At 68.2% G+C, this 19,171-nt stretch carries 17 protein-coding genes; 8 read left to right on the plus strand and 9 right to left on the minus strand.

Going from position 1 to position 19,171, the window contains the following annotated elements; all coding sequences use genetic code 11:
* Positions 1-46 precede the first annotated feature (46 nt).
* Together QQ25_RS17750 and QQ25_RS17755 are read left to right on the plus strand one after the other, a co-directional pair.
* Positions 47-700 carry a hypothetical protein gene (locus tag QQ25_RS17750; protein WP_039380194.1) on the plus strand — a complete coding sequence of 218 codons (654 nt, stop codon included), beginning with the start codon at positions 47-49 and terminating at the stop codon, positions 698-700.
* The gene (locus QQ25_RS17755; protein ID WP_039380196.1) at positions 700-3,846 is read left to right on the plus strand and encodes a helicase HerA domain-containing protein; all 3,147 of its coding nucleotides are present in this window, start codon (positions 700-702) and stop codon (positions 3,844-3,846) included. The genes QQ25_RS17750 and QQ25_RS17755 overlap by 1 nt, the downstream gene beginning before the upstream one ends.
* A gap of 30 nt (positions 3,847-3,876) precedes the next feature.
* Here QQ25_RS17755 and QQ25_RS17760 read toward each other — a convergent pair whose 3' ends face one another.
* Positions 3,877-5,364: an acetyl-CoA acetyltransferase gene (locus QQ25_RS17760; RefSeq protein ID WP_039380198.1), complete on the minus strand. Its 1,488-nt coding sequence runs from the start codon at positions 5,362-5,364 to the stop codon at positions 3,877-3,879.
* Positions 5,365-5,529: 165 nt separating this feature from the next.
* Here QQ25_RS17760 and QQ25_RS17765 point away from each other — a divergent pair, with 165 nt between their 5' ends.
* Together QQ25_RS17765 and QQ25_RS17770 are read left to right on the plus strand one after the other, a co-directional pair.
* Positions 5,530-7,899, plus strand: coding sequence for a phosphoketolase family protein (locus tag QQ25_RS17765; RefSeq protein WP_039380293.1), 2,370 nt, complete (start codon positions 5,530-5,532; stop codon positions 7,897-7,899).
* A 38-nt stretch (positions 7,900-7,937) separates the two neighbouring features.
* On the plus strand, positions 7,938-8,699 hold the full coding sequence (locus QQ25_RS17770; RefSeq protein WP_039380199.1) for a CPBP family intramembrane glutamic endopeptidase: 762 nt from the start codon (positions 7,938-7,940) through the stop codon (positions 8,697-8,699).
* Here the strand turns inward: QQ25_RS17770 and QQ25_RS17775 are convergent.
* Positions 8,696-9,274, minus strand: a complete 579-nt coding sequence (locus QQ25_RS17775; protein ID WP_039380201.1) for a CGNR zinc finger domain-containing protein — start codon at positions 9,272-9,274, stop codon at positions 8,696-8,698. The two genes, QQ25_RS17770 and QQ25_RS17775, sit on opposite strands and share 4 nt — an antisense overlap.
* A 238-nt stretch (positions 9,275-9,512) precedes the next feature.
* Between QQ25_RS17775 and QQ25_RS17780 the strand changes: the two genes are divergently transcribed.
* Entirely contained in the window at positions 9,513-9,866 is a 354-nt protein-coding gene (locus QQ25_RS17780) for a hypothetical protein (RefSeq protein ID WP_308205415.1), read from the plus strand.
* On the opposite strand, the gene QQ25_RS17785 is transcribed toward QQ25_RS17780, so the two are convergent.
* From QQ25_RS17785 to QQ25_RS17805, 5 genes are all read right to left on the minus strand, one after another.
* Positions 9,867-10,892 carry a zinc-binding alcohol dehydrogenase family protein gene (locus tag QQ25_RS17785; RefSeq protein WP_409370955.1) on the minus strand — a complete coding sequence of 342 codons (1,026 nt, stop codon included), beginning with the start codon at positions 10,890-10,892 and terminating at the stop codon, positions 9,867-9,869.
* 12 nt (positions 10,893-10,904) lie between these two features.
* The gene (locus tag QQ25_RS17790; protein ID WP_039320900.1) at positions 10,905-11,207 is read right to left on the minus strand and encodes a GlsB/YeaQ/YmgE family stress response membrane protein; all 303 of its coding nucleotides are present in this window, start codon (positions 11,205-11,207) and stop codon (positions 10,905-10,907) included.
* A 148-nt stretch (positions 11,208-11,355) separates the two neighbouring features.
* A complete protein-coding gene (locus tag QQ25_RS17795; RefSeq protein ID WP_039320902.1) occupies positions 11,356-12,402 on the minus strand; it encodes an alanine and proline-rich secreted protein Apa in 1,047 nt (348 codons plus the stop codon).
* Between the two features lie 239 nt (positions 12,403-12,641).
* Entirely contained in the window at positions 12,642-13,760 is a 1,119-nt protein-coding gene (locus QQ25_RS17800) for a sulfate/molybdate ABC transporter ATP-binding protein (RefSeq protein WP_409370954.1), read from the minus strand.
* On the minus strand, positions 13,757-14,551 hold the full coding sequence (locus tag QQ25_RS17805) for an ABC transporter permease (protein ID WP_101906134.1): 795 nt from the start codon (positions 14,549-14,551) through the stop codon (positions 13,757-13,759). Before QQ25_RS17805 ends, QQ25_RS17800 begins: the two co-directional genes overlap by 4 nt.
* Before the next feature lie 178 nt (positions 14,552-14,729).
* On the opposite strand from QQ25_RS17805, the gene QQ25_RS17810 reads away from it, so the two are divergent.
* The 3 genes from QQ25_RS17810 to QQ25_RS17820 all read left to right on the plus strand — a co-directional run bounded on the left by QQ25_RS17810 (position 14,730) and on the right by QQ25_RS17820 (position 17,821).
* On the plus strand, positions 14,730-15,404 hold the full coding sequence (locus QQ25_RS17810; RefSeq protein WP_039320906.1) for an SDR family oxidoreductase: 675 nt from the start codon (positions 14,730-14,732) through the stop codon (positions 15,402-15,404).
* A gap of 19 nt (positions 15,405-15,423) precedes the next feature.
* Positions 15,424-16,350 (plus strand): LLM class F420-dependent oxidoreductase, encoded by a 927-nt coding sequence (locus tag QQ25_RS17815; protein WP_039320908.1) that lies wholly within the window; start codon positions 15,424-15,426, stop codon positions 16,348-16,350.
* Positions 16,351-16,447: 97 nt separating this feature from the next.
* Positions 16,448-17,821 (plus strand): type II NADH:quinone oxidoreductase Ndh, encoded by a 1,374-nt coding sequence (locus tag QQ25_RS17820; RefSeq protein ID WP_039320910.1) that lies wholly within the window; start codon positions 16,448-16,450, stop codon positions 17,819-17,821.
* On the opposite strand, the gene QQ25_RS17825 is transcribed toward QQ25_RS17820, so the two are convergent.
* Together QQ25_RS17825 and ureG are read right to left on the minus strand one after the other, a co-directional pair.
* Positions 17,818-18,474, minus strand: a complete 657-nt coding sequence (locus QQ25_RS17825; RefSeq protein WP_039380204.1) for an urease accessory protein UreD — start codon at positions 18,472-18,474, stop codon at positions 17,818-17,820. The genes QQ25_RS17820 and QQ25_RS17825 overlap by 4 nt on opposite strands.
* Positions 18,474-19,160 (minus strand): urease accessory protein UreG, encoded by a 687-nt coding sequence (gene ureG, locus QQ25_RS17830; RefSeq protein ID WP_039380206.1) that lies wholly within the window; start codon positions 19,158-19,160, stop codon positions 18,474-18,476. The genes QQ25_RS17825 and ureG overlap by 1 nt, the downstream gene beginning before the upstream one ends.
* Between the last annotated feature and the right edge of the window lie 11 nt (positions 19,161-19,171).

Genomic DNA, 19,171 nt, shown 5'->3' on the forward strand with positions numbered 1-19,171 from the left:
CGCCCCGCCCGCGTGCAAACCCACGATGGCAGGGAGGTGAGCATCCGTGAACGTCACACCCGACGAGCTGACCGGCACCGAGCAGGCAGTTCTGCTCGTGCTGATGGCCGAGTCCCGCCCGGTGCCCAACCCTGAGCTGGAACGGCTCGGACCCAAACTCGACAAACCACAGCGCGACCGGCTCAACCGCTTGGGCCTGATCGAGACCACCGGCACCCGGCCCCTCGTGCACGAACTGACTGACGCGGGCTGGGCCCTGTGCCGGGCGCTGTTCGCCGCCGCTCCTCCGCCCCGGTCCAGCGGCCAGGGCAGGGCCATGTACACCCTGCTGAACGCGTTGCACCGCTATTTCGAACACGCCGAACTCGTTCCGGCCGACGTGTTCCTGCCCCCAGAAGAGCCCGAGGAGCCCGCCCAGGCAGCCGCGCCCACGCCTGAAGCCGCGCCCGAAATCCAGCTGCGTACGGCCTATTCCGGGCTGGCCGCCCGTCCTGGCGGCTGGGTCAGTCTGCTGCGGCTGCGTGAGGCCGTGCCCGGGCTCACCCGACCAACCGTCGACGCCGCTCTGATCAGCCTCTACCAGCAACCCGGCGTCAGCCTGATCCCCGAGGAGAACCAGAAGGTGCTCACCCCCGCCGACCGCGAAGCCGCGGTGGAGATAGGCAACCAGAACAAGCATCTGATCGCGATCGAGTCCTGATGGAACTCTCGCACCGCGAAGCGCTCAGCGCGCTCCGCCTGACCTGGGCGCCCACCGCCGACGACCTGTGGCACTCACAGGGCGCGCTGCATGTGCGCGGCCTCCATGACCGGCCGATGGCCGACGTGATGGCCGCCTTCGGCGACGCCGAACGGGAAACCGACTCCAGCCCACTGGGCGTGGTGGTCCGTGGCCCGGCCGGATCCGGCAAGACGCACCTGCTCGGCCAGGTGCGCGAGCAGGTGCAGACCGGCGGCGGTTTCTTCTTCCTGGTCGAACTGCTCGATGCGGCGAGCTTCTGGCAGTCCGCCCGTGCCGGCATCCTGGAGAGCCTGGGCCGGCCGGGCAGCGAGCGCGAAACCCAACTCAAAGACCTGCTGTGGGAACTGTCCTCGGTGGCCCACATCTCCCGGGCCAATCGCCGGGCCGTGATCGGCGACGACGACCTGACCCCCGAGATCCTCACCGACTTCGTCAACTCGCTGCACAAGGTTCACCGCCACACCGTCAAACGGGCACACCACACACTGCGTGCCCTGGTGTTGCTCGGCGCGGGCGACCTCGAGCTGCAGGACATCGGCGAGGCATACCTGACCGGCAGCGGTGAGAAGGAATCCTGGGGGCTGCCCGCGCCGGTACTCACCCCCCAGGAGTCGGTGCGCGACATCTCCCGGCTGATCGCGCTGGCCGGACCTTCGGTGCTGGCTCTCGACCAGATCGACACGCTGCTGGCCCAGTCCATCGAACGCACCGACACCGCCGACGAGGGCCGAACCGCCCAGATGGCGGGCAACCGGGATCTGGAGCACATCGCCCACGGGCTCATGTCGATCCGCCAAACCATGCGCCGCACGGTGGGCGTGGTGGCCTGCCTGCCCGCGGCGTGGGAGGCGATCCAGGACCGGGCCACCGCCACCGTGCAGGACCGGTTCCGCACCACTGCGCTGCTGCAGGGCCTGCCGACGCCGGAGGTCGGCCGCGCCATCCTGGAACGCCGGTTCACGTCCAGCTACGCGGCCATCGGATTCACCGCGCCGTATCCGAGCTGGCCGATCCTGCCCTCGGCGTTCGACGAGGCCACCCAGTACACACCGCGCCAGCTGCTCAAGCGGGCCGACACCCATGTGCGCCGGTGCCTGGACCAGGACAGGGTCGAAGAACTCACTCAGCTCACCGGTGAGGTGGCCCCGCCACCCGAGCACACCGGCAGCGGGGCAACAGCTCTGGGCGCCACGGACGAGCTGGACCGCCGCTTCACCGAGTACCGGAGCCGCGCCGTGACCGTCGCCGCGTTGGATCCCGACGGCGAGGACACCACCATGCCGGGCCTGCTGTCGGCGGCGCTGGATGCGTGGATCACCGAACTCGGCGAGGCCGGGCAGGCATTCCGCCCGGATCCGCTCCCGGGACAGCGCGTGGTGTTGCACGGGCGGCTGCGCCAGACCCTCGATGCCGCGACCGACGACGAGCGGCACTGGGCATTTCGCGCCATCTCGTCCGGCAACGCCGTCGCCGTGCAGAACAGAGTCCGAAAAGCCTGGGAGGCAACCGGTTTCAACCCAGACCGGCGCAAGCTGTTCCTGCTGCGCAACACCGGGTGGCCCAAGGGCGCGAAGACCGCCGTGATGATCGCCGAGTTCGAGGCGGCCGGCGGCCGGGTGCTGCCGATGAATGAGGACGACGTGCGCACGATGACCGCGCTGCGCGATCTCATCGACGACAATCACCCGGACCTGCCCGACTGGCTGCGCCGGCGCAGGCCTGCCCACGGAATCGGCTGGCTGCGTGCCGCGCTCGGAGACATCGCAGGCGATCCGCCACCACCGGCCCAGATCGACGTGGAGGCAGAGCTCGCGACCGGACCGATACGCACCCAGCAGCCTGCGCCCGTCATCGAGCACTCGCCCACCGCGATAACCCTCGGCCTGGACAGCACCGGCGGCCGGCCGGTGTCGGTCGACCTGGCCGCGCTGCGGAAGCACACGGCGATCTTCGCCGGTTCCGGGTCGGGCAAGACGGTGCTGATCCGGCGCCTCGTCGAGGAGTGCGCGCTGCGGGGCGTGTCATCGATCGTGCTCGACCCCAACAACGATCTCTCCCGGCTGGGCGCACCATGGACCGAGCATCCCCCGGGCTGGCACCCGGCCGACGACGAGCGCGCCGAGACCTACTTCGACAACACCGAGGTCGTGGTGTGGACGCCACGCCGGTCGACCGGCCGCCCGCTGTCCTTCCAGCCGCTGCCCGACTTCGCCAGCGTCATCGACGACGCCGACGAGTTCTCCGATGCCGTCGAATCCGCCGTCGCCGCACTCGAACCCCGCGCCCTGATCGCCGGTAACACCGCCAAGGCCGAGCGCTCCCGCGCGGTGCTGCGGGAGGCCCTGCGGTTCTACGGGGCGAGCGCATCGACCAGCCTCGAGGGCTTCATCGACCTGCTGGGCAATCTGCCCATCGAAGTCAGCGCATTGGGCGGTGCGCAGAAACTGGCCGCCGAGCTTGCTCAGAACCTGCGCGCCGCGACCGTCAACGACCCGCTCTTCGGCGGCACCGGTACCGCCGCCGATCCCGGGATGCTGTTGACACCGTCGCCGGGCTACCGGGCCCGCGTTTCGGTCATCAGCATGGTCGGTCTGACCAGCGATCAGCAGCGCGAGGGTTTCGTCAACCAGCTACAGATGGCCCTGTTCGCCTGGATCAAGCGCAACCCCGCCGGGGACCGGCCGCTGGGCGGGCTCCTCGTGATGGACGAGGCCCAGAACTTCGCACCGTCCAGTCACACCACGGCCTGCACGCACAGCACCTTGGCGCTGTCGTCGCAGGCCCGCAAGTACGGGCTGGGGCTGGTGTTCGCCACGCAGTCGCCGCGGGGTCTTCACAACCACATCCCGGGCAACGCCACGACGCAGTTCTACGGCCTGCTCAACTCCCCCGCCCAGATCGCGGTGGCCCGCGAGATGGCCCGGGTGAAGGGCGGTCACGTGCCCGACATCAGCAAGCTGCGCTCGGGCCAGTTCTATCTGGCGTTGGAAGGCGACGCCTTCCACAAGATCCAGACGCCATGGTGCCTGTCACACCACCCGCCCAGCCCGCCGACCACGGACGAGGTTCTCGCCCTGGCGCAGCGGGAGTTGGCCGCGCGCTGAGTCGTCGCGCCCCCGGCGCCCCTCCGGCGCTCAGAGCAGGGTCGCGCTGCCGTCGGCGTGAACCTGGACCTTCGCCCCGGCGATGTCCTCGGACATGGTCGCCGCCGCCTGTGACTCGTCGACGATCCGGGCCAGCGTGCGGGCGTCGTCAGGGGTGCGCACGGCCAGGAAAGCCCGCTCCGCGGTGCCGTCGCGGCCGACGGGCGTGGTCCAGGATTCGACGGTGCCGGTGCCGGTGAAGTCCACCCGCAGCTCGCGGGTCGGCTCGGCATCGACATCGGATTGCACATCCTGCCAACGGAATTCATGTGCCGGCGGCTCCGTGCCGTACACGCCGAAGCTGTGCTTGGTGAGGTAACCGCCGTTGGCGGTGATCAGCCCGCGGGTCCCCGGGTTGGCCACCAACCGCTCGGCCATGGTCGCAATGGAGTGGGACACGTAGTTGTTCCACGGGCCGCCCGCGAAGGTCAGCCCGCCGGTGACCGTCAGCGGCCGCGACGGATCGGCCAGCGGCAGACCGATCTCGGCCGCCGCCACCTGCACCGCCGACGGGAAGCACGAGTACACGTCGACGAAGTCGATCTCGTCAAGACTGACACTGGCGAGTTCCAGCACCCGTCGGCCGGCGATCCGGATCGCCGGCGAACGGTACAGCTCTGCGCGCTCACCAATCGCGTAGGTATCGTGCGCATCCGTCCCGGCATACGGGAAAACCCAACGCTCGGAGGGGATCTGAAGATATGTCGCCTTCTCGACGGTGGTCAGGATCAGCACCGCACCCTGGTCCACCATGTTGTTCGAGTTCATCAACTTGGTGTAGGGCCAGCTGATCATCCGGTTGTCCGGGCCGGGTTGCCAGATGTGCTCGGCGGTCACCGCCTCCCGGCTCCAGGCGTGTGGGTTGTCAGCGGCTACCGCACTGAACCGTGACCACAGTGCGCCGATCCGGCCGCGGTGTTCGTCGCTGGACTCACCGGCGGCGATGCGCAGCGCCTGTTCGAACATCGGGTACACGTGGGCCGGCCGGTCCAGCTGGATCCGCAGCTCGGCCTCACCGGCCATCGGCACACCCTCATGCGCACCCGGGGCCTCCGGCACCGATTCATCCTGTCGGGTCCAGTCCGGCTTTTCGCCGCGGGCCCGCAGCCGGCTGCGGGTCCGCCAGGTCTCGGCGCCGGCGATGAGGACCACGTCTGCCCGGCCGCCATGCAGGTCCCGGCAGGCCTCGTTGACCAGCGTCTGCGGTACGTTGCCTCCCACCCCGGTGTAACGCGTCGCGGCCTTGTGAGCGCGGATGCGTTGCGCCAACAGCAAACCGGGATCGCGGTAGTGCCAGGACAGCAGATTGACGACCCGCACCGAATCGACCGCCTCCAGCACGCGTGGATCCGCGGCGGCCCTGGCCGCCGCGGCCATCAGATCCACCGGTTCGACGTCCGGCTTCTCCTCCCGTTGGTTGACCTGGCCATAGCCCACCAGTACCGGGGTTCGCGGGTCGAGAGCGCTGGGGACCGTCATGCCCACGAACCTAGCCGACGGGGTGTACCCACCTGAGAAACCGGTCGGCGGACGATCCGTCGGAACCGTTGCGGACGGCGTTTCGCGTTGTGTTGGTTGACCGCTGCGAATTCGGGTAATCGGGATCGCGGGCGCCATTCACCGACACCGGCCACTATGGAGAACATGAGCGACGCGACTCTCTCACCGGCACTGACCGATACGGAACTCGAGCAGCTCGACGCATACTGGCGCGCAGCCAATTACCTGTCCGTCGGCCAGATCTACCTTCTGGACAACCCGTTGCTCGATGAGCCGCTGGCGGCCGAGCACATCAAACCGCGACTGCTGGGCCACTGGGGCACCACCCCGGGATTGAACCTGCTCTACGCCCATCTGAATCGGATCATCCGCGAGCGCGACGCGAACGTCATCTACGTCACCGGGCCCGGTCACGGTGGTCCCGGACTGGTGGCCAACGCCTATCTGGAAGGCACCTACAGCGAGGTCTACACCGGTATCGGGCCGGACACCGACGGTCTGCGGAAGCTGTTCCGCCAGTTCTCGTTTCCCGGTGGGATTCCGAGCCACGTGGCCGCCGAGACGCCCGGTTCGATCCACGAGGGTGGCGAACTCGGCTACGCCCTGGTGCACGCCTATGGCGCCGCATTCGACAATCCCGACCTGGTGGTGGCATGCGTCGTCGGCGACGGCGAGGCCGAAACCGGCCCACTGGCCGCCAGTTGGCATTCGAACAAGTTCCTCAACCCGGTCGTCGACGGCGCGGTGCTGCCCATCCTGCACCTCAACGGCTACAAGATCGCCAATCCCACGGTGCTGTCGCGCATTCCGGCAGAAGAGCTCGAATCGCTGTTCTACGGCTACGGCTACCGACCCATCACCGTGGCCGGAAACGATCCGGCCAACGTGCACCAGCAGCTGGCCGCCGCCATGGACGAGGCATTCGACCAGATCGCGGCGATCCAGCGCGCGGCCCGTCTGGACGGCGAGCCGGGCCGGCCGCTGTGGCCGATGATCATCCTGCGCACCCCCAAGGGCTGGACCGGCCCGCACGAGGTCGACGGGAAGCCGGTCGAGGGCACCTGGCGCGCCCACCAGGTGCCACTGGCGGAGACGCGGACCAACCCGTCACACATGGCGCAGCTGGAGACATGGCTGCGCAGCTATCGACCCGAAGAACTGTTCGACACCACCGGGGCGTTGCGGCCCGAACTACGCGCACTGGCCCCCTCGGGCACCCGCCGGATGAGCGACAACCCGCATGCCAACGGTGGATTGCTGCTACGTGACCTCGACCTACCGGACTTCACCGACTACGCGGTGCCCGTCGAGAGCCCGGGCACCGGGACCGCCGAGGCGACCCGCGTACTCGGCACGTTCCTGCGTGATGTCATCGCCGCCAATCCGGACCGCTTCCGGCTGATGGGCCCGGATGAGACCGCCTCGAACCGGCTGAGCGCGGTGTTGGAGACGACTGACAAGGTCTGGCAGGCCGAAACCCTGCCCGTCGACGAGAACCTGGGCCCCGACGGCCGGGTGATGGAAGTGCTCTCCGAGCATCTCTGCCAAGGCTGGCTTGAGGGATATCTGCTGACCGGGCGGCACGGGTTGTTCAACTGCTACGAGGCCTTCGTCCACATCGTCGACTCCATGCTGAACCAGCACGCCAAGTGGTTGTCCAGCAGTTCGCACCTGACCTGGCGACGGCCGATCGCCTCGCTGAACTATCTGCTGACCTCCCACGTCTGGCGCCAGGACCACAACGGCGCCTCACATCAGGATCCGGGGTTCATCGACCACGTCGCCAACAAACGGCCCGAGGTGGTCCGTGTCTACCTGCCTCCGGACGCCAACACCCTGCTGTCGGTGGCCGACCACTGCCTGCGCAGCCGCCAGTACGTCAACGTCATCGTGGCGGGCAAGCAACCCGCGCTGACGTATTTGACGATGGACGAGGCCGTCGCGCACTGCACCCGCGGCCTTGGCATCTGGGAATGGGCGAGCAACGCGACCGGGGAACCCGATGTGGTGCTGGCCTGCGCCGGAGACATCCCGACGCTGGAGACCGTCGCCGCTGCCGACATCCTGCGCCGCCGGCTTCCCGAGGTGAAAGTCCGCGTGGTCAACGTCGTCGACATCATGCGTCTACAACCCGAGTCCGAACATCCGCACGGGTTGTCCGACCGCGAGTTCGATTCGATCTTCACCACGGACAAACCGATCATCTTCGCCTATCACGGCTACCCGTGGCTGATTCACCGGCTGGCCTATCGACACACCAACCACGACCAACTGCACGTGCGCGGATTCAAAGAGCGGGGCACCACGACCACGCCGTTCGACATGGTGATGCTCAACGACCTCGACCGGTTCCACCTCGTCATGGACGTGATCGATCGGGTCGAGGGGCTGGCGGTCAGCGCTGCCGGGTTACGTCAGGAGATGGTCGACGCACGACTCGCCGCCCGCAGCTATACCCGCGAACACGGCGAGGACGATCCAGCCATCGCCAACTGGACCTGGACCGCAGTGTGACCTGGGTAATTGCGCGGCGCCGGTACGATTGGCAAGTCATGTCTGATCAGAGCGCCGTGGCCGCGCATCCCCATCCCCTGGTGGCCCAGCTCTCGGCATTGCACCATTTCCGGATCTACGCCGACGTCGGCATCGTCGTCGTCATCCTCACGTTGACCAACCTGATCGCGCACTTCACCACTCCGTGGGCGAGCATCGCGACCGTCCCGGCCGCAGCAGTGGCCCTGCTGGTCCTGGTGCGGGCCCGCGGCCTGGGCTGGACCGAGCTGGGGCTGGGCCGCGAACACTGGCGCTCAGGCGTCGGCTACGCGCTCGGCGCTGTCGCACTCGTGGTGTCGGTGATCGCCATCGGGGCGGCGCTGCCATGGACCCGGCCGATGTTCATGAACGACAACTACGCGACCATCTCGGGCGCGCTGCTCGCGTCGATGGTGATCATCCCGCTGCAGACCGTGATCCCCGAGGAGCTGGCGTTCCGTGGCGTGCTGCACGGAACCCTCAACCGCGCCTGGGGTTTTCGCGGTGTCGCCGCCGGCGGTTCGCTGTTGTTCGGACTGTGGCACATCGCCAGCTCGCTCGGGCTCACGAGCGAGAACGTCGGCTTCACGCGATTGTTCGGCGGCGGTGTGGTCGGGATGATCGCCGGTGTGGTGCTGGCCGTGATCGCCACCGGCATCGCCGGCTTCGTGTTCACCTGGCTGCGGCGACGCAGCGGTAGCCTCATCGCGCCCATCGCCCTGCACTGGTCACTCAACGGGGTAGGCGCACTGGCCGCCGCCCTGGTGTGGCACCTGTCCTAACCACCCGCACGCCTGCGCGCGCGGAACTCCCGGTTCTTCAACTTGTTCCCACACTCGGCCATCGTGCACCAGGTACCGCCATGGTTGCGGGAGCGGTCGTAGAACGCCCACGTACATTCGTCGTTCGCACACGCTTTGAGCCGTGCCCACGTGCCGTCGCGCTGCGCGTCGCGCATCACCAGCAAAAGCTCAAGGAGGCGCTCGCCCACGCTCGGCCCCGCGGCTGACAACCGCACGGTGCCGTCTTGACCCAGATCGACCCGTGCGGTGGACGCGTCGGTGAGCGCCCGCAGCGCTGCGAGGTGATCGGCTTCCGGCGGCGGTCCGCCGGTGTTGTGAATCAGCAGCGCACGCAAGGCCTCGCGCACATTCCGCACCAGTTCCAGATCGGCCGGAGTCGGCCTCGTCCCCGCGGGAAGCAACCCGTTGGCCGCCAGCCAGGGCGCCGCATGGTCTGGATCGGCGAGCCGGTCGGTGCCGGCCGGCAATTCGATGGTGTTGACCAGGGACTGAATCCGGGCCAGTGGCTCCGGCGCAGGCTTGGACTCGGTGTCACCGGCCCACGTCGTCGTCATCTCTCCAGCCTACCGCCGTGACCGCTAAATTGGTTTGACTAGTCATTCATGACCGGCGTACGTTATTAGATAGTCACGCTGCTCGGGCTCGGCACACGGAAACCTACGAGGTATCGCCATGAACGACAACCGAATTTCTGCGACACCAGCGACCACATTCCGCCGAGCACCCATCCCCTGCCGCCCGCCCCTCCGGGCTCGTCTGACCGCACGCATCCGGTCGGGCAGATTCGACGCCATGCTCGCCGTCGGCGCACCGATTCCCCCGGGCAGTGCGATCGCCGCCCGCGCGGCCAGGCTGACATCGGCCTCGGAACGGGTGGCCCTCGCCCGTGCGCTGCGCCGCTGCGTGCGCGAATCCGCCGACGACACGATCTTGTGGTCGTCACGAATCCCGTTGCATCGGAAGAACATCGCCGCGGCACGGACCACGATCGAGGCGATCATTCAGCGGCTGCACTCGCCCATGCCGGTCGACGCACGCGGTATGGCCCGGCTCACCAGGGTGATCAACGACGGCCTCGGACCGTTGTACGCATTCGGCCACGGCGATCTGGACGGCAGATTGGGCGCGGCGCTGGCCGCACTCTGACTACACCCGCAACACCGCGGCGCCCGAGATGCGGCCGGCGCTCAAGTCTGCCAGCGCCTCGTCCGCCCGGTCCAAGCCGTACACCGGGGCGCTGACCGCCATCCGGTGTCCCCCGGCGAACGCCAGGAAATCACGGGCGTCGGCGCGGGTATTGGCGGTGACGGACCGGATCTCGCGTTCCTGGAAGAGGTGCTCTTGGTAATTCAGGGTCGGGATGTCGGTGAGGTGGATGCCCGCGATCGCCAGGACGCCGCCGCGGTCGAGCGCCGCCATCGCGGGCAGCACCAGGTCCCCGACCGGGGCGAACAGGATCGCCGCGTCCAACGGCTCAGGCGGCATGTCGGCGCTGCCCTGCGCCGACGAGGCCCCCAGCGCCAGCGCGAGTTCGCGGGCCCGCTCACCACGGGTCATCACATGTACGCGGGCCCCCTGAGCCAAAGCCACCTGAGCCGTCAGATGCGCGCTACCGCCGAAGCCGTAGATTCCCAGCCGTCCGCCGCGGGGTAGGTCGGTACGCAACAGCGCCCGGTACCCGATGATGCCCGCACACAACAGCGGCGCCAGCTCGACATCGGAGTAGCCGGCCGGCAGCCGGAGTGCGAATGCAGCCGGGACAGTCGTAAATTCGGCATAGCCGCCGTCGGCGTCCCACCCCGTGTACCGCGAGGACGGGCAGAGATTCTCCCGGCCGCGCAGACAGTAGACGCAATGTCCGCACGTGTGCCGCAACCAGGCCACACCGACACGATCACCCGGTGCGAAACCGCCGCCGGTCTCCGCGCCGACCGCGACCACCTCGCCGACGACTTCGTGTCCCGGGATCACGCGGGGCCGGTGAACGGCCAGATCACCTTCTGCCACATGCAGATCCGTACGACACACCCCGCACGCCAGGACCGCGACGAGCAATTCGTCAGGCCCGGGCTGCGGGGTGGGCACGCTAACCCGTTGCAGCGGATGCGAACTCACCGGTCCCGGCCTGGCAACCTGCCAGGCCGTCATGGCCCCGGTGGTCCGGGTGGCCATTTCCCGAGCCGGTCAGGTGCGGTTGCGCACGAGCCCGACGATCCAGAGCAGGATCACCGATCCCAGAATTGCCGTGAAGAGGGTGAACCACCAGCCCCCGGAAGCGGTGTCGAGGAAGAAGCTGAGAAGGAATCCGCCGATGAGTGCACCGATCACCCCGATGACGATGTTCATCAGGATGCCCGCTCCACCGCCCTTGACGATCTTGCCCGCGATCCATCCGGCGATCGCCCCGATGATGATGTAGCCGATCCAGCCGACACTCGTCTGCGTAGACGAACGAGCCAGGATTTCGGTAGCCGCCATCAAGTCCATTGCAGGTCTCCTGCCTGTCACTGGCCATGCCCAGCGAGCTCGCTGAGCCACACCCCAGGTGTACCTCCCGAACGTAACAATTCGGTCGGCTTCTTGGGAACGATCAGCGGTCGGCTCGCCGAATCCTCGTTCGGCCGGCAGCCCGGCATCAGGCCGGCGGCTGCATCTCCGGCGGAGCGTTGGTCACCGGGACCGGCACCCCGACACCCGGACGGGGCGGCGGAGCGTTCGGGTCAGCCGGCGGCGGTGCCGCGTTGGGGTCCCCGGCCGGAGCCTCCGGCGGTGTCCACGGCCGGATCGAGTTGGCCAGCGTCGCGGCCGCTGCTTTGTCGACCGGATGGCTGGCCGAACCAAGCCACACCACGAACCAGCGTTCCGGCGCCCGCTGCCCGCGCGGGGTGCCCGGGGCGGGCGGCGCACCGACCACGCCGGCCCAGATCTGGCCGTTGGGCTTGTTGGTGTCGGTGAACTTCACTTCGTAGTACGAGGCGACGCCGCTGAGGCCATTGGCATCGAGCGGGACGGTCTCCTGATTCACCCGGGTCCCGGGGAACGGCATGAAGAATTCGCCCATGTCGGAGGCCAGGCGGACGGCTGCCTTGGCATTGTCGGCCTCGGCACCGGCGAACAGCTTGAGGTCGAGGCGCCCCAGCAACACGCTGGTGTCGTTCGGCGGCTCAGGCGTGCCTTCCGGCGGAATCTTGGTCAACAACGCCTGGCCATAGGACAACTGGGTCGCGTCGGACACCTTCCAGCCCCCGGGCACCACATAGCTGAAGCCGCCCGCGGCGTTGTCCACGCGGCCTGGCTCCGGCGCGGGCGCGGCGGGAGCCGGAGCGTTCGGGTCGACAGGCGCCGGCGGGGGCGGCGGTGCGTTCGGGTCGAGCGGAGCCGGGGCGGGTGCGGGAGGCGGAACCGGCGCATTGGGATCGACGGGGGCGGCGGGTGCCGGGGCGCCGGGGACCGGGGCACCGGGAGCGGCAGCAGGCGCAGGCGCGGCCGGTGGGGCAGGCGCAGGCGGGGCACCGGGAACCGCCGGTGCCGGCGCAGGCGCCGGAGGCGCGGGCGGCACGGGATCCGCATACGCCACCGCCGGCAGCGCAACGGCCGCGGCAGTCGCGCCGGTCAGCGCAATGAGCGCCAGCTTGTTCGACAGACCCCTGCGCCGATGTGACATCGCATCCGACTCGTCCATGGGAAAGAAACTACCGTGTTACGGCCGTGACGCAAGTGTGAGTTGCTCTTAGAGTGCCAAAAAGTGCGGTTGCGACAGATGAGATACGAGCAGCTAGACAGCAGGGTGTGCAGTTGCTGACACGCGGGCGTGTCGGGCGCCACGCCGGACCTGGCAACCCGCATCCCGACCCGGCGGCGCCGGGCCCCTTCACCACGTGAATCGGACCCGCGCAGGCCTGCGTTACGCCGGGCGGGCAGTCATTGCGCGTGTCCCGCGGGATGGACGGCGACCTCCTGCGCCTTCACCGAGAAATACACCGTGTCGCCGGGAGTCAGCCGCAGCTCGGTGGCCGAGTCCGCGGTGATGTCGGCAGCCAGTCCCGGAGCACCGTCGGGCTGCTCCTCGGCGCGCACCCGGATGCCGGGCCCCCGGCTGTCGAGCTCGGCGACCGTCACGGCGACAGTGTTGCGCGGACTGCCATGCGGCTCCTCGCGGTACACCGCAACCGACGCCGGCGAGAACACCGCCACCACAGATGCACCCTGTGGCACCTCGCCCGCCGGCGTGCCATGCCAGTGCGCATCCCAGGATGTGGCCAGGACGCCGTCGCCGGCGGCCGTGCCGCTGATCAGGTTCACCCCGGCGAACCGGGCCCCGAAGTGACTCTTCGGAGTTGACAAAACCTCTGCAACAGAACCACTTTCGACGATCCGCCCGCCGTCGACCACGATCACCCGATCAGCCAAGGTGAGGACATCCAGCAGGTCATGGGTGATCAGTACGGCGCACCTGCCACCACTCGCCAACACCCGACGCAGCACCTTGCGCATCGATGCCGCCACGGCCACGTCCAATCCCGCCAGCGGTTCATCGAGCAACAGCACCTCGGGATCGGCGGCCAGCGCCCGGGCCAGCGCCACGCGCTGAGCCTGGCCTCCCGACAGCCGGCGTGGGCGACGGTGCGCGAGATCCGTGGCATCCACCTCGGCCAACCACCGGTGAGCGCTCTCGTACGCGGCCGCACGCCCGACCTGGCGTCCCTTGCGGGCCCCGAACGCCACGTTGGCCAGCACACTGAGGTGCGGAAACAGCAGCGACTCCTGCAACAACAATCCGACCCGGCGGTCATGTGTCGGCACTTGCACGCCGGCTGCCGCGTCGGTCAGCACCCGATCCCCCACCTGAATGCGTCCGGCATCCAGGTCGACCAGGCCGGCGATCGAATGCAGGGTGGTCGACTTGCCGGCACCGTTCGGGCCGAGCACTGCCAGCACCTCCCCGGCCGGTACGACGAAGTCCACGTCCAGGCCTCGGCTTTCGACGACAGCGCGCGCCTGCAACGTCATGTCCAACCGCGTCATGTCCAACCGCGTCATGTCCAACCGCCCGCTTTCAGCCGGCGGCCACCCAGTCCGATCACCACGACCGCCGCGACCACCACCAACACCACCGACAACGCCACCGCGGCGTCGGCGTCGCTCTCGCGCTGCAGGTAGATCTCCAGCGGAAGAGTCCGGGTGACACCCTGACGCGAGCCGGCGAACGTCAACGTGGCGCCGAACTCGCCGAGAGAACGCGCGAAGGCGAGCACCGCTCCCGAGATCAGACCGGGGCCCAGCAGCGGCAGGGTCACGCGCCACCACACCGTCGTCGGCGATGCGCCCAGGGTCGCCGCCACCACCTCGAAATCGGCGCCGGCGGTGCGGGCTGCCCCTTCGAGCGAGATGACCAGGAACGGCAGCGACACGAAGGTCTGCGCCAGCACGACCGCCACCGTGGTGAAGGCGATCTGGATCCCGGCGGCTTCCAGGTAACGCCCGACCAGCCCGAGCCGCCCGAAGGCGTACAGCAACGCGATGCCTCCCACCACCGGCGGCAGCACCAGCGGAAGCAGGATCAACGGCCGGACGATCCGGGTCACCACGCCGCCGGTGCGGGCCAGCACCAGCGCGAGGGGTACGCCGAACACCACGCACAACACCGTGCTGGCCACCGAGGTCTCCAGGCTGAGCCGCAACGCCGCGGTGGACGACGCGCTGGAGATCAGCGACCCGAACCGCGGCCAGTCCACCTTTGCCACCATCGCCACGAGAGGCAGAACGACGAATACCGCCCCGGCGGCGGCGGGAAGATATATCCAGCGCGGAAGCCGTGGCGGATTCGTCACGATGCGGCCTCGCCGACCACGTCGACGCAGGTGAGAGCGCTGGGTCGAATCATCCCCGCCACCTTATGTGAGCCGACATTTGGCGCGCCGAGTTTCGTGTCCTAGCTACTGTCCAGTAACATTGACCGTTGGTCGCCCCCGTCCGGCGCGGCGATCCCCGGGTACATGGAGGTACATCATGGCGGAGGTGCTGGTCACCGGCGGCGACACTGAACTCGGCCGCACGATCGCGGCAGGTTTCCTCGACGCGGGCCACAACGTGGTTATCGCGGGCGCCCGTCGCGAGGATCTGGAGTTGGCTGCCAAGCAGCTCGACGTCGCGTCGATCGTCTTCGACAACACCGACGCCTCCAGTCTCGAGAACGCCCGGTCGCTGTTTCCCCACCACCTCGACACCCTGGTCAACGTCCCGGCCCCGCTGTTCGAGTCCAAGGACCCCCGCACGTTCACGCTGACCGACATGGCCACCGCCTGGCGCAACGCGCTGGATGCCACCGTGGTCTCGGCGGTGCTGACCGTGCAGATCGTCGGCGATCACCTGCGCTCGGGCGGATCCGTGATCAACGTCGTGCCCGCAAGCCCGCGCGAGGGCAGCGCCGAAGCCGCGATCAAGGCAGCGCTCAGCGATTGGACGGCCGGTCAGGCCGCCTACTTCGGCACCCGCGGAATCACCGTCAACGCCATCGCCCCCGGCCTGTCCGCCGAGCCCGGCTACGACGGCCTGGGCAGCACGCCCCCGTCGGTCGCCGATGAATTCGCCCGTCTCGCAGTGTTTTTGAGCACCCCGGCGGCCCGCCACATCACGGGTCAGACCATGCACGTCAGCCGCGGCGCGATGGCGACCCTCGGCTGAGAGGGTTACGGTTGACGGAGTGACGATCAGACTCGCACTCCAGATACCCAACTTCTCCTACGGCACCGGCGTTTCCGAGCTCTTCCCGACTGTCATCGCGCAGGCGCAGGAAGCCGAAGCGGCCGGGTTCGACTCGGTCTTCGTGATGGACCACTTCTATCAGCTGCCCGGTCTCGGCACGCCCGACCAGCCGATGCTGGAGGCCTACACCGCGCTCGGCGCGCTGGCCTCTGCGACCCAGACGGTCCAACTCGGCACCCTGGTGACCGGCAACACCTACCGCAATCCGACCCTGCTGGCCAAGGCCATCACCACGCTCGACGTGATCAGCCAGGGCCGCGCCATTCTCGGTATCGGCACCGGCTGGTTCGAACTCGAACATGATCAGCTCGGCTACGAGTTCGGCACCTTCACCGAGCGGTTCGACAAACTCGGCGAGGCATTGCAGATCATCCTCCCGATGCTCGCCGGCGAGCGTCCGACCTTCACCGGCAAGTACTACCGGACCGTGGAGGCGATGGCCAATCCCCGCTTCCGTGAGCACATTCCGTTGATGATCGGCGGCAGCGGCGAGAAGAAGACGATTCCGCTGGCGGCACGGCACTTCGACCACCTCAACATCATCGCCAACTTCGACGAACTGCCCCGCAAGCTCGACGTCATCCGGCAGCAGTGCGACCAGATCGACCGCGACCCGGCGACACTGGAGACCAGCATGCTGGTGATCGCCCTGATCGGCGAGCAATTCACCGCCGACGCCATCCCACCCGACTTCCAGCAGCGGGCGGTGTTCGGCAGTCCTGAGCAGATCGCCGAGCAGCTCAAGACCAAGCTCTTCGACACGGGGGTCGACGGGGTGGTCCTCAGCCCGGTGACCATGGGCGGATACGTGCCCGGTGGCATCACCGAAGTGGCCGAAGTCTTGAAACCACTGATATCCGGGTAAACATTCGGTTCGTTGGCCATCTCACCGCACAGCCGGGAATCGCGCCGACTAACCTGACTGTTATTACGAGTGGCAAACACGTCCGCGAGGAGCAGCAATGAGCCATCCCGGAGCTACGGCGTCGGATCGGCATAAGGTAGTCATCATCGGATCGGGTTTCGGCGGTCTGACCGCCGCCAAGACCCTCAAACGTGCCGACGTCGACGTCAAGCTGATCGCCCGCACCACCCACCACCTGTTCCAGCCGCTGCTGTACCAGGTGGCCACCGGCATCATCTCCGAAGGCGAGATCGCCCCGGCGACACGCGTGATCCTGCGCAAGCAGAAGAACGCGCAGGTGCTGTTGGGTGACGTAACCCACATCGATCTGGAGAACCAGACGGTGGACTCGGTGTTGCTCGGGCACACCTACTCCACTCCGTACGACAGCCTGATCATCGCGGCAGGCGCCGGGCAGTCTTACTTCGGCAACGACCATTTCGCCGAGTTCGCTCCCGGCATGAAGTCGATCGACGATGCGCTGGAACTCCGTGGCCGCATCCTCGGTGCGTTCGAACAGGCCGAGCGGTCCAGTGACCCGGTGCGCCGGGCCAAGCTCCTGACCTTCACCGTGGTGGGCGCCGGTCCGACCGGTGTCGAAATGGCCGGGCAGATCGCCGAATTGGCCGATCAGACGCTGCGCGGCAGCTTCCGGCACATCGATCCCACCGAGGCCCGGGTGATCCTGCTCGACGCCGCACCGGCAGTGCTGCCGCCGATGGGCGAAAAGCTGGGCAAACGAGCCCAGGAACGGCTGGAGAAGATGGGTGTCGAGGTTCAACTCGGCGCCATGGTGACCGACGTCGACCGCAACGGCCTGACGGTCAAGGACTCCGACGGCACGCTGCGGCGCATCGAATCGGCCTGCAAGGTGTGGTCGGCCGGCGTCTCGGCCAGCCCGCTGGGCAAAGACCTGGCCGAACAGTCCGGTGTGGAGCTGGACCGCGCCGGCCGGGTCAAGGTGGCACCGGATCTGACGATCCCGGGTCACCCCAACGTGTTCGTGGTCGGTGACATGGCTGCCGTCGACGGTGTGCCCGGCGTCGCTCAGGGCGCGATCCAGGGCGGCCGCTACGCGGCCAAGCTGATCAAGCGGGAGGTCGCCGGCACGAGCCCGAAGATCCGTGCCCCGTTCGAGTACTTCGACAAGGGCTCGATGGCCACGGTGTCGCGGTTCTCGGCGGTGGCCAAGGTGGGCCCCGTCGAGTTCTCCGGGTTCTTCGCCTGGGTGTGCTGGCTGGTGCTGCATCTGGTGTACATCGTCGGGTTCAAGAGCCGGCTGGTGACCGTCCTGTCGTGGGGTGTGACGTTCCTGAGCACCAAACGTGGACAGCTCACCATCACCGAGCAACAGGCCTACGCGCGCACCAGGATCGAAGAACTCGAGGAGATCGCGGCTTCCGTGCAGGAAACCGAGAGAGCGGCGTCCTAGCCCTCTGACCCTTCTGTAGCCTCAGGCGGCAGCCGGTCCCCTTGCCAGGTGGCCAGGCTGCCGCCGCGGGCCAGCGCCAGAACCGTTCCGTGCGCCTCGAATGAGGGTGCGGGATAGCGCAGTTCACTCGCGCAAGCCCTGGGTGCAGCCAAAACGTCGTCACCCACTGCACCGCGACCCAGTTCGATCCGATGACGCAACAATGGCGTCGACCCGACGTCGGCGTGCAAGCTGGACGACCAGAATCCTTGCTGTTCACCGGTTCTGCCGATTTGCACCCGCTCTCGCAGGCGGACCTGTGCGGACTCGGCGAGGTGCAGTCGCGTCGTGGTGTGATGTACCGAACCGCCGGCCACCACGGTGGGTTGTGGATCGAGATCCAACTGTCCGGCCACCTCGAGCTCCCAATGTGCCCCCGACTGCAACGTGTGACCGCCGGGAAGCACCATCGTCGCCGCGGCGGTCCGGATGCGCAGCCGGGCGCCGGCTTCCACCACGAGCCGCACCGTGAGAGTGTCTCCCCCGAGCGGGGTGGCCGCCGTGGAGATCAGATGCACTGTATCGGGTTCGGTGCAGCGGCCGGCCAGCCCGCCACGGGCCTCGATCCGCGGCAACCGCCCGGGCGTGGCCGTGATGACGACGTGGGTCTGCATCACGCGGACGAGGCCTGCCCGACCTTCAATTGCTCGCGCACCCATTCCAGAACCGGCCCCGCCGACGGGTCCTCGGTCAGCGAGATGAGCGCCGTCGGCCGCTGGACGCGGACCGCGGCCGCGTCGCGGCGCATCACGTCCAGATCGGCACCCACCAGCGGCGCCAGGTCGGTCTTGTTGACCACCAACAGATCCGAGTACGTCACCCCCGGCCCACCCTTGCGTGGCACCTTGTCTCCCCCGGCCACGTCGATGACGAAGATCTGCACGTCCACCAGGCCCGACGAGAACGTCGCGGTCAGATTGTCCCCGCCGGACTCGACGAGGATCAGGTCCAGTGCCGGGTTGGCCTCGATCAGATCGTCGATGGCATCGAGGTTGGCGGTGATGTCGTCACGGATCGCGGTATGTGGGCATCCTCCGGTCTGCACCGCCGCGATGCGCTCGTCCGGCAACACCGCGTGCCTGCGCAGGAAGTCGGCGTCCTCGGTGGTGTAGATGTCGTTGGTCAGCACCGCCAGCGACAGCTCGTCGCGCAACTGCCGGCACAACGCCGCCACGAGCGCGGTCTTCCCGGATCCGACCGGGCCGCCGACACCGATGCGCAGCGGCTCACCGGGCAGACGAACGCGCTTTGGCCGGTCGACGTGGGTGTGCGGTTCGCCGTCGAGGAAATGCGGTGGCATGGTGGACCTTT

Source organism: Mycolicibacterium setense (assembly GCF_000805385.1).
Classification (GTDB): domain Bacteria; phylum Actinomycetota; class Actinomycetes; order Mycobacteriales; family Mycobacteriaceae; genus Mycobacterium; species Mycobacterium setense.

What these genes read in the sequence shown, in the direction of transcription:
- QQ25_RS17755 (WP_039380196.1), top strand. Translation starts at nt 700, where the DNA reads ATGGAACTCTCGCACCGCGAAGCGCTCAGCGCGCTCCGCCTGACCTGG.
- QQ25_RS17760 (WP_039380198.1), bottom strand. Translation starts at nt 5,364, where the DNA reads ATGACGGTCCCCAGCGCTCTCGACCCGCGAACCCCGGTACTGGTGGGC.
- QQ25_RS17765 (WP_039380293.1), top strand. Translation starts at nt 5,530, where the DNA reads ATGAGCGACGCGACTCTCTCACCGGCACTGACCGATACGGAACTCGAG.
- QQ25_RS17770 (WP_039380199.1), top strand. Translation starts at nt 7,938, where the DNA reads ATGTCTGATCAGAGCGCCGTGGCCGCGCATCCCCATCCCCTGGTGGCC.
- QQ25_RS17775 (WP_039380201.1), bottom strand. Translation starts at nt 9,274, where the DNA reads ATGACGACGACGTGGGCCGGTGACACCGAGTCCAAGCCTGCGCCGGAG.
- QQ25_RS17780 (WP_308205415.1), top strand. Translation starts at nt 9,513, where the DNA reads ATGCTCGCCGTCGGCGCACCGATTCCCCCGGGCAGTGCGATCGCCGCC.
- QQ25_RS17785 (WP_409370955.1), bottom strand. Translation starts at nt 10,892, where the DNA reads ATGGCCACCCGGACCACCGGGGCCATGACGGCCTGGCAGGTTGCCAGG.
- QQ25_RS17790 (WP_039320900.1), bottom strand. Translation starts at nt 11,207, where the DNA reads ATGGACTTGATGGCGGCTACCGAAATCCTGGCTCGTTCGTCTACGCAG.
- QQ25_RS17795 (WP_039320902.1), bottom strand. Translation starts at nt 12,402, where the DNA reads ATGGACGAGTCGGATGCGATGTCACATCGGCGCAGGGGTCTGTCGAAC.
- QQ25_RS17800 (WP_409370954.1), bottom strand. Translation starts at nt 13,760, where the DNA reads ATGACGCGGTTGGACATGACGCGGTTGGACATGACGTTGCAGGCGCGC.
- QQ25_RS17810 (WP_039320906.1), top strand. Translation starts at nt 14,730, where the DNA reads ATGGCGGAGGTGCTGGTCACCGGCGGCGACACTGAACTCGGCCGCACG.
- QQ25_RS17820 (WP_039320910.1), top strand. Translation starts at nt 16,448, where the DNA reads ATGAGCCATCCCGGAGCTACGGCGTCGGATCGGCATAAGGTAGTCATC.
- QQ25_RS17825 (WP_039380204.1), bottom strand. Translation starts at nt 18,474, where the DNA reads ATGCAGACCCACGTCGTCATCACGGCCACGCCCGGGCGGTTGCCGCGG.
- ureG (WP_039380206.1), bottom strand. Translation starts at nt 19,160, where the DNA reads ATGCCACCGCATTTCCTCGACGGCGAACCGCACACCCACGTCGACCGG.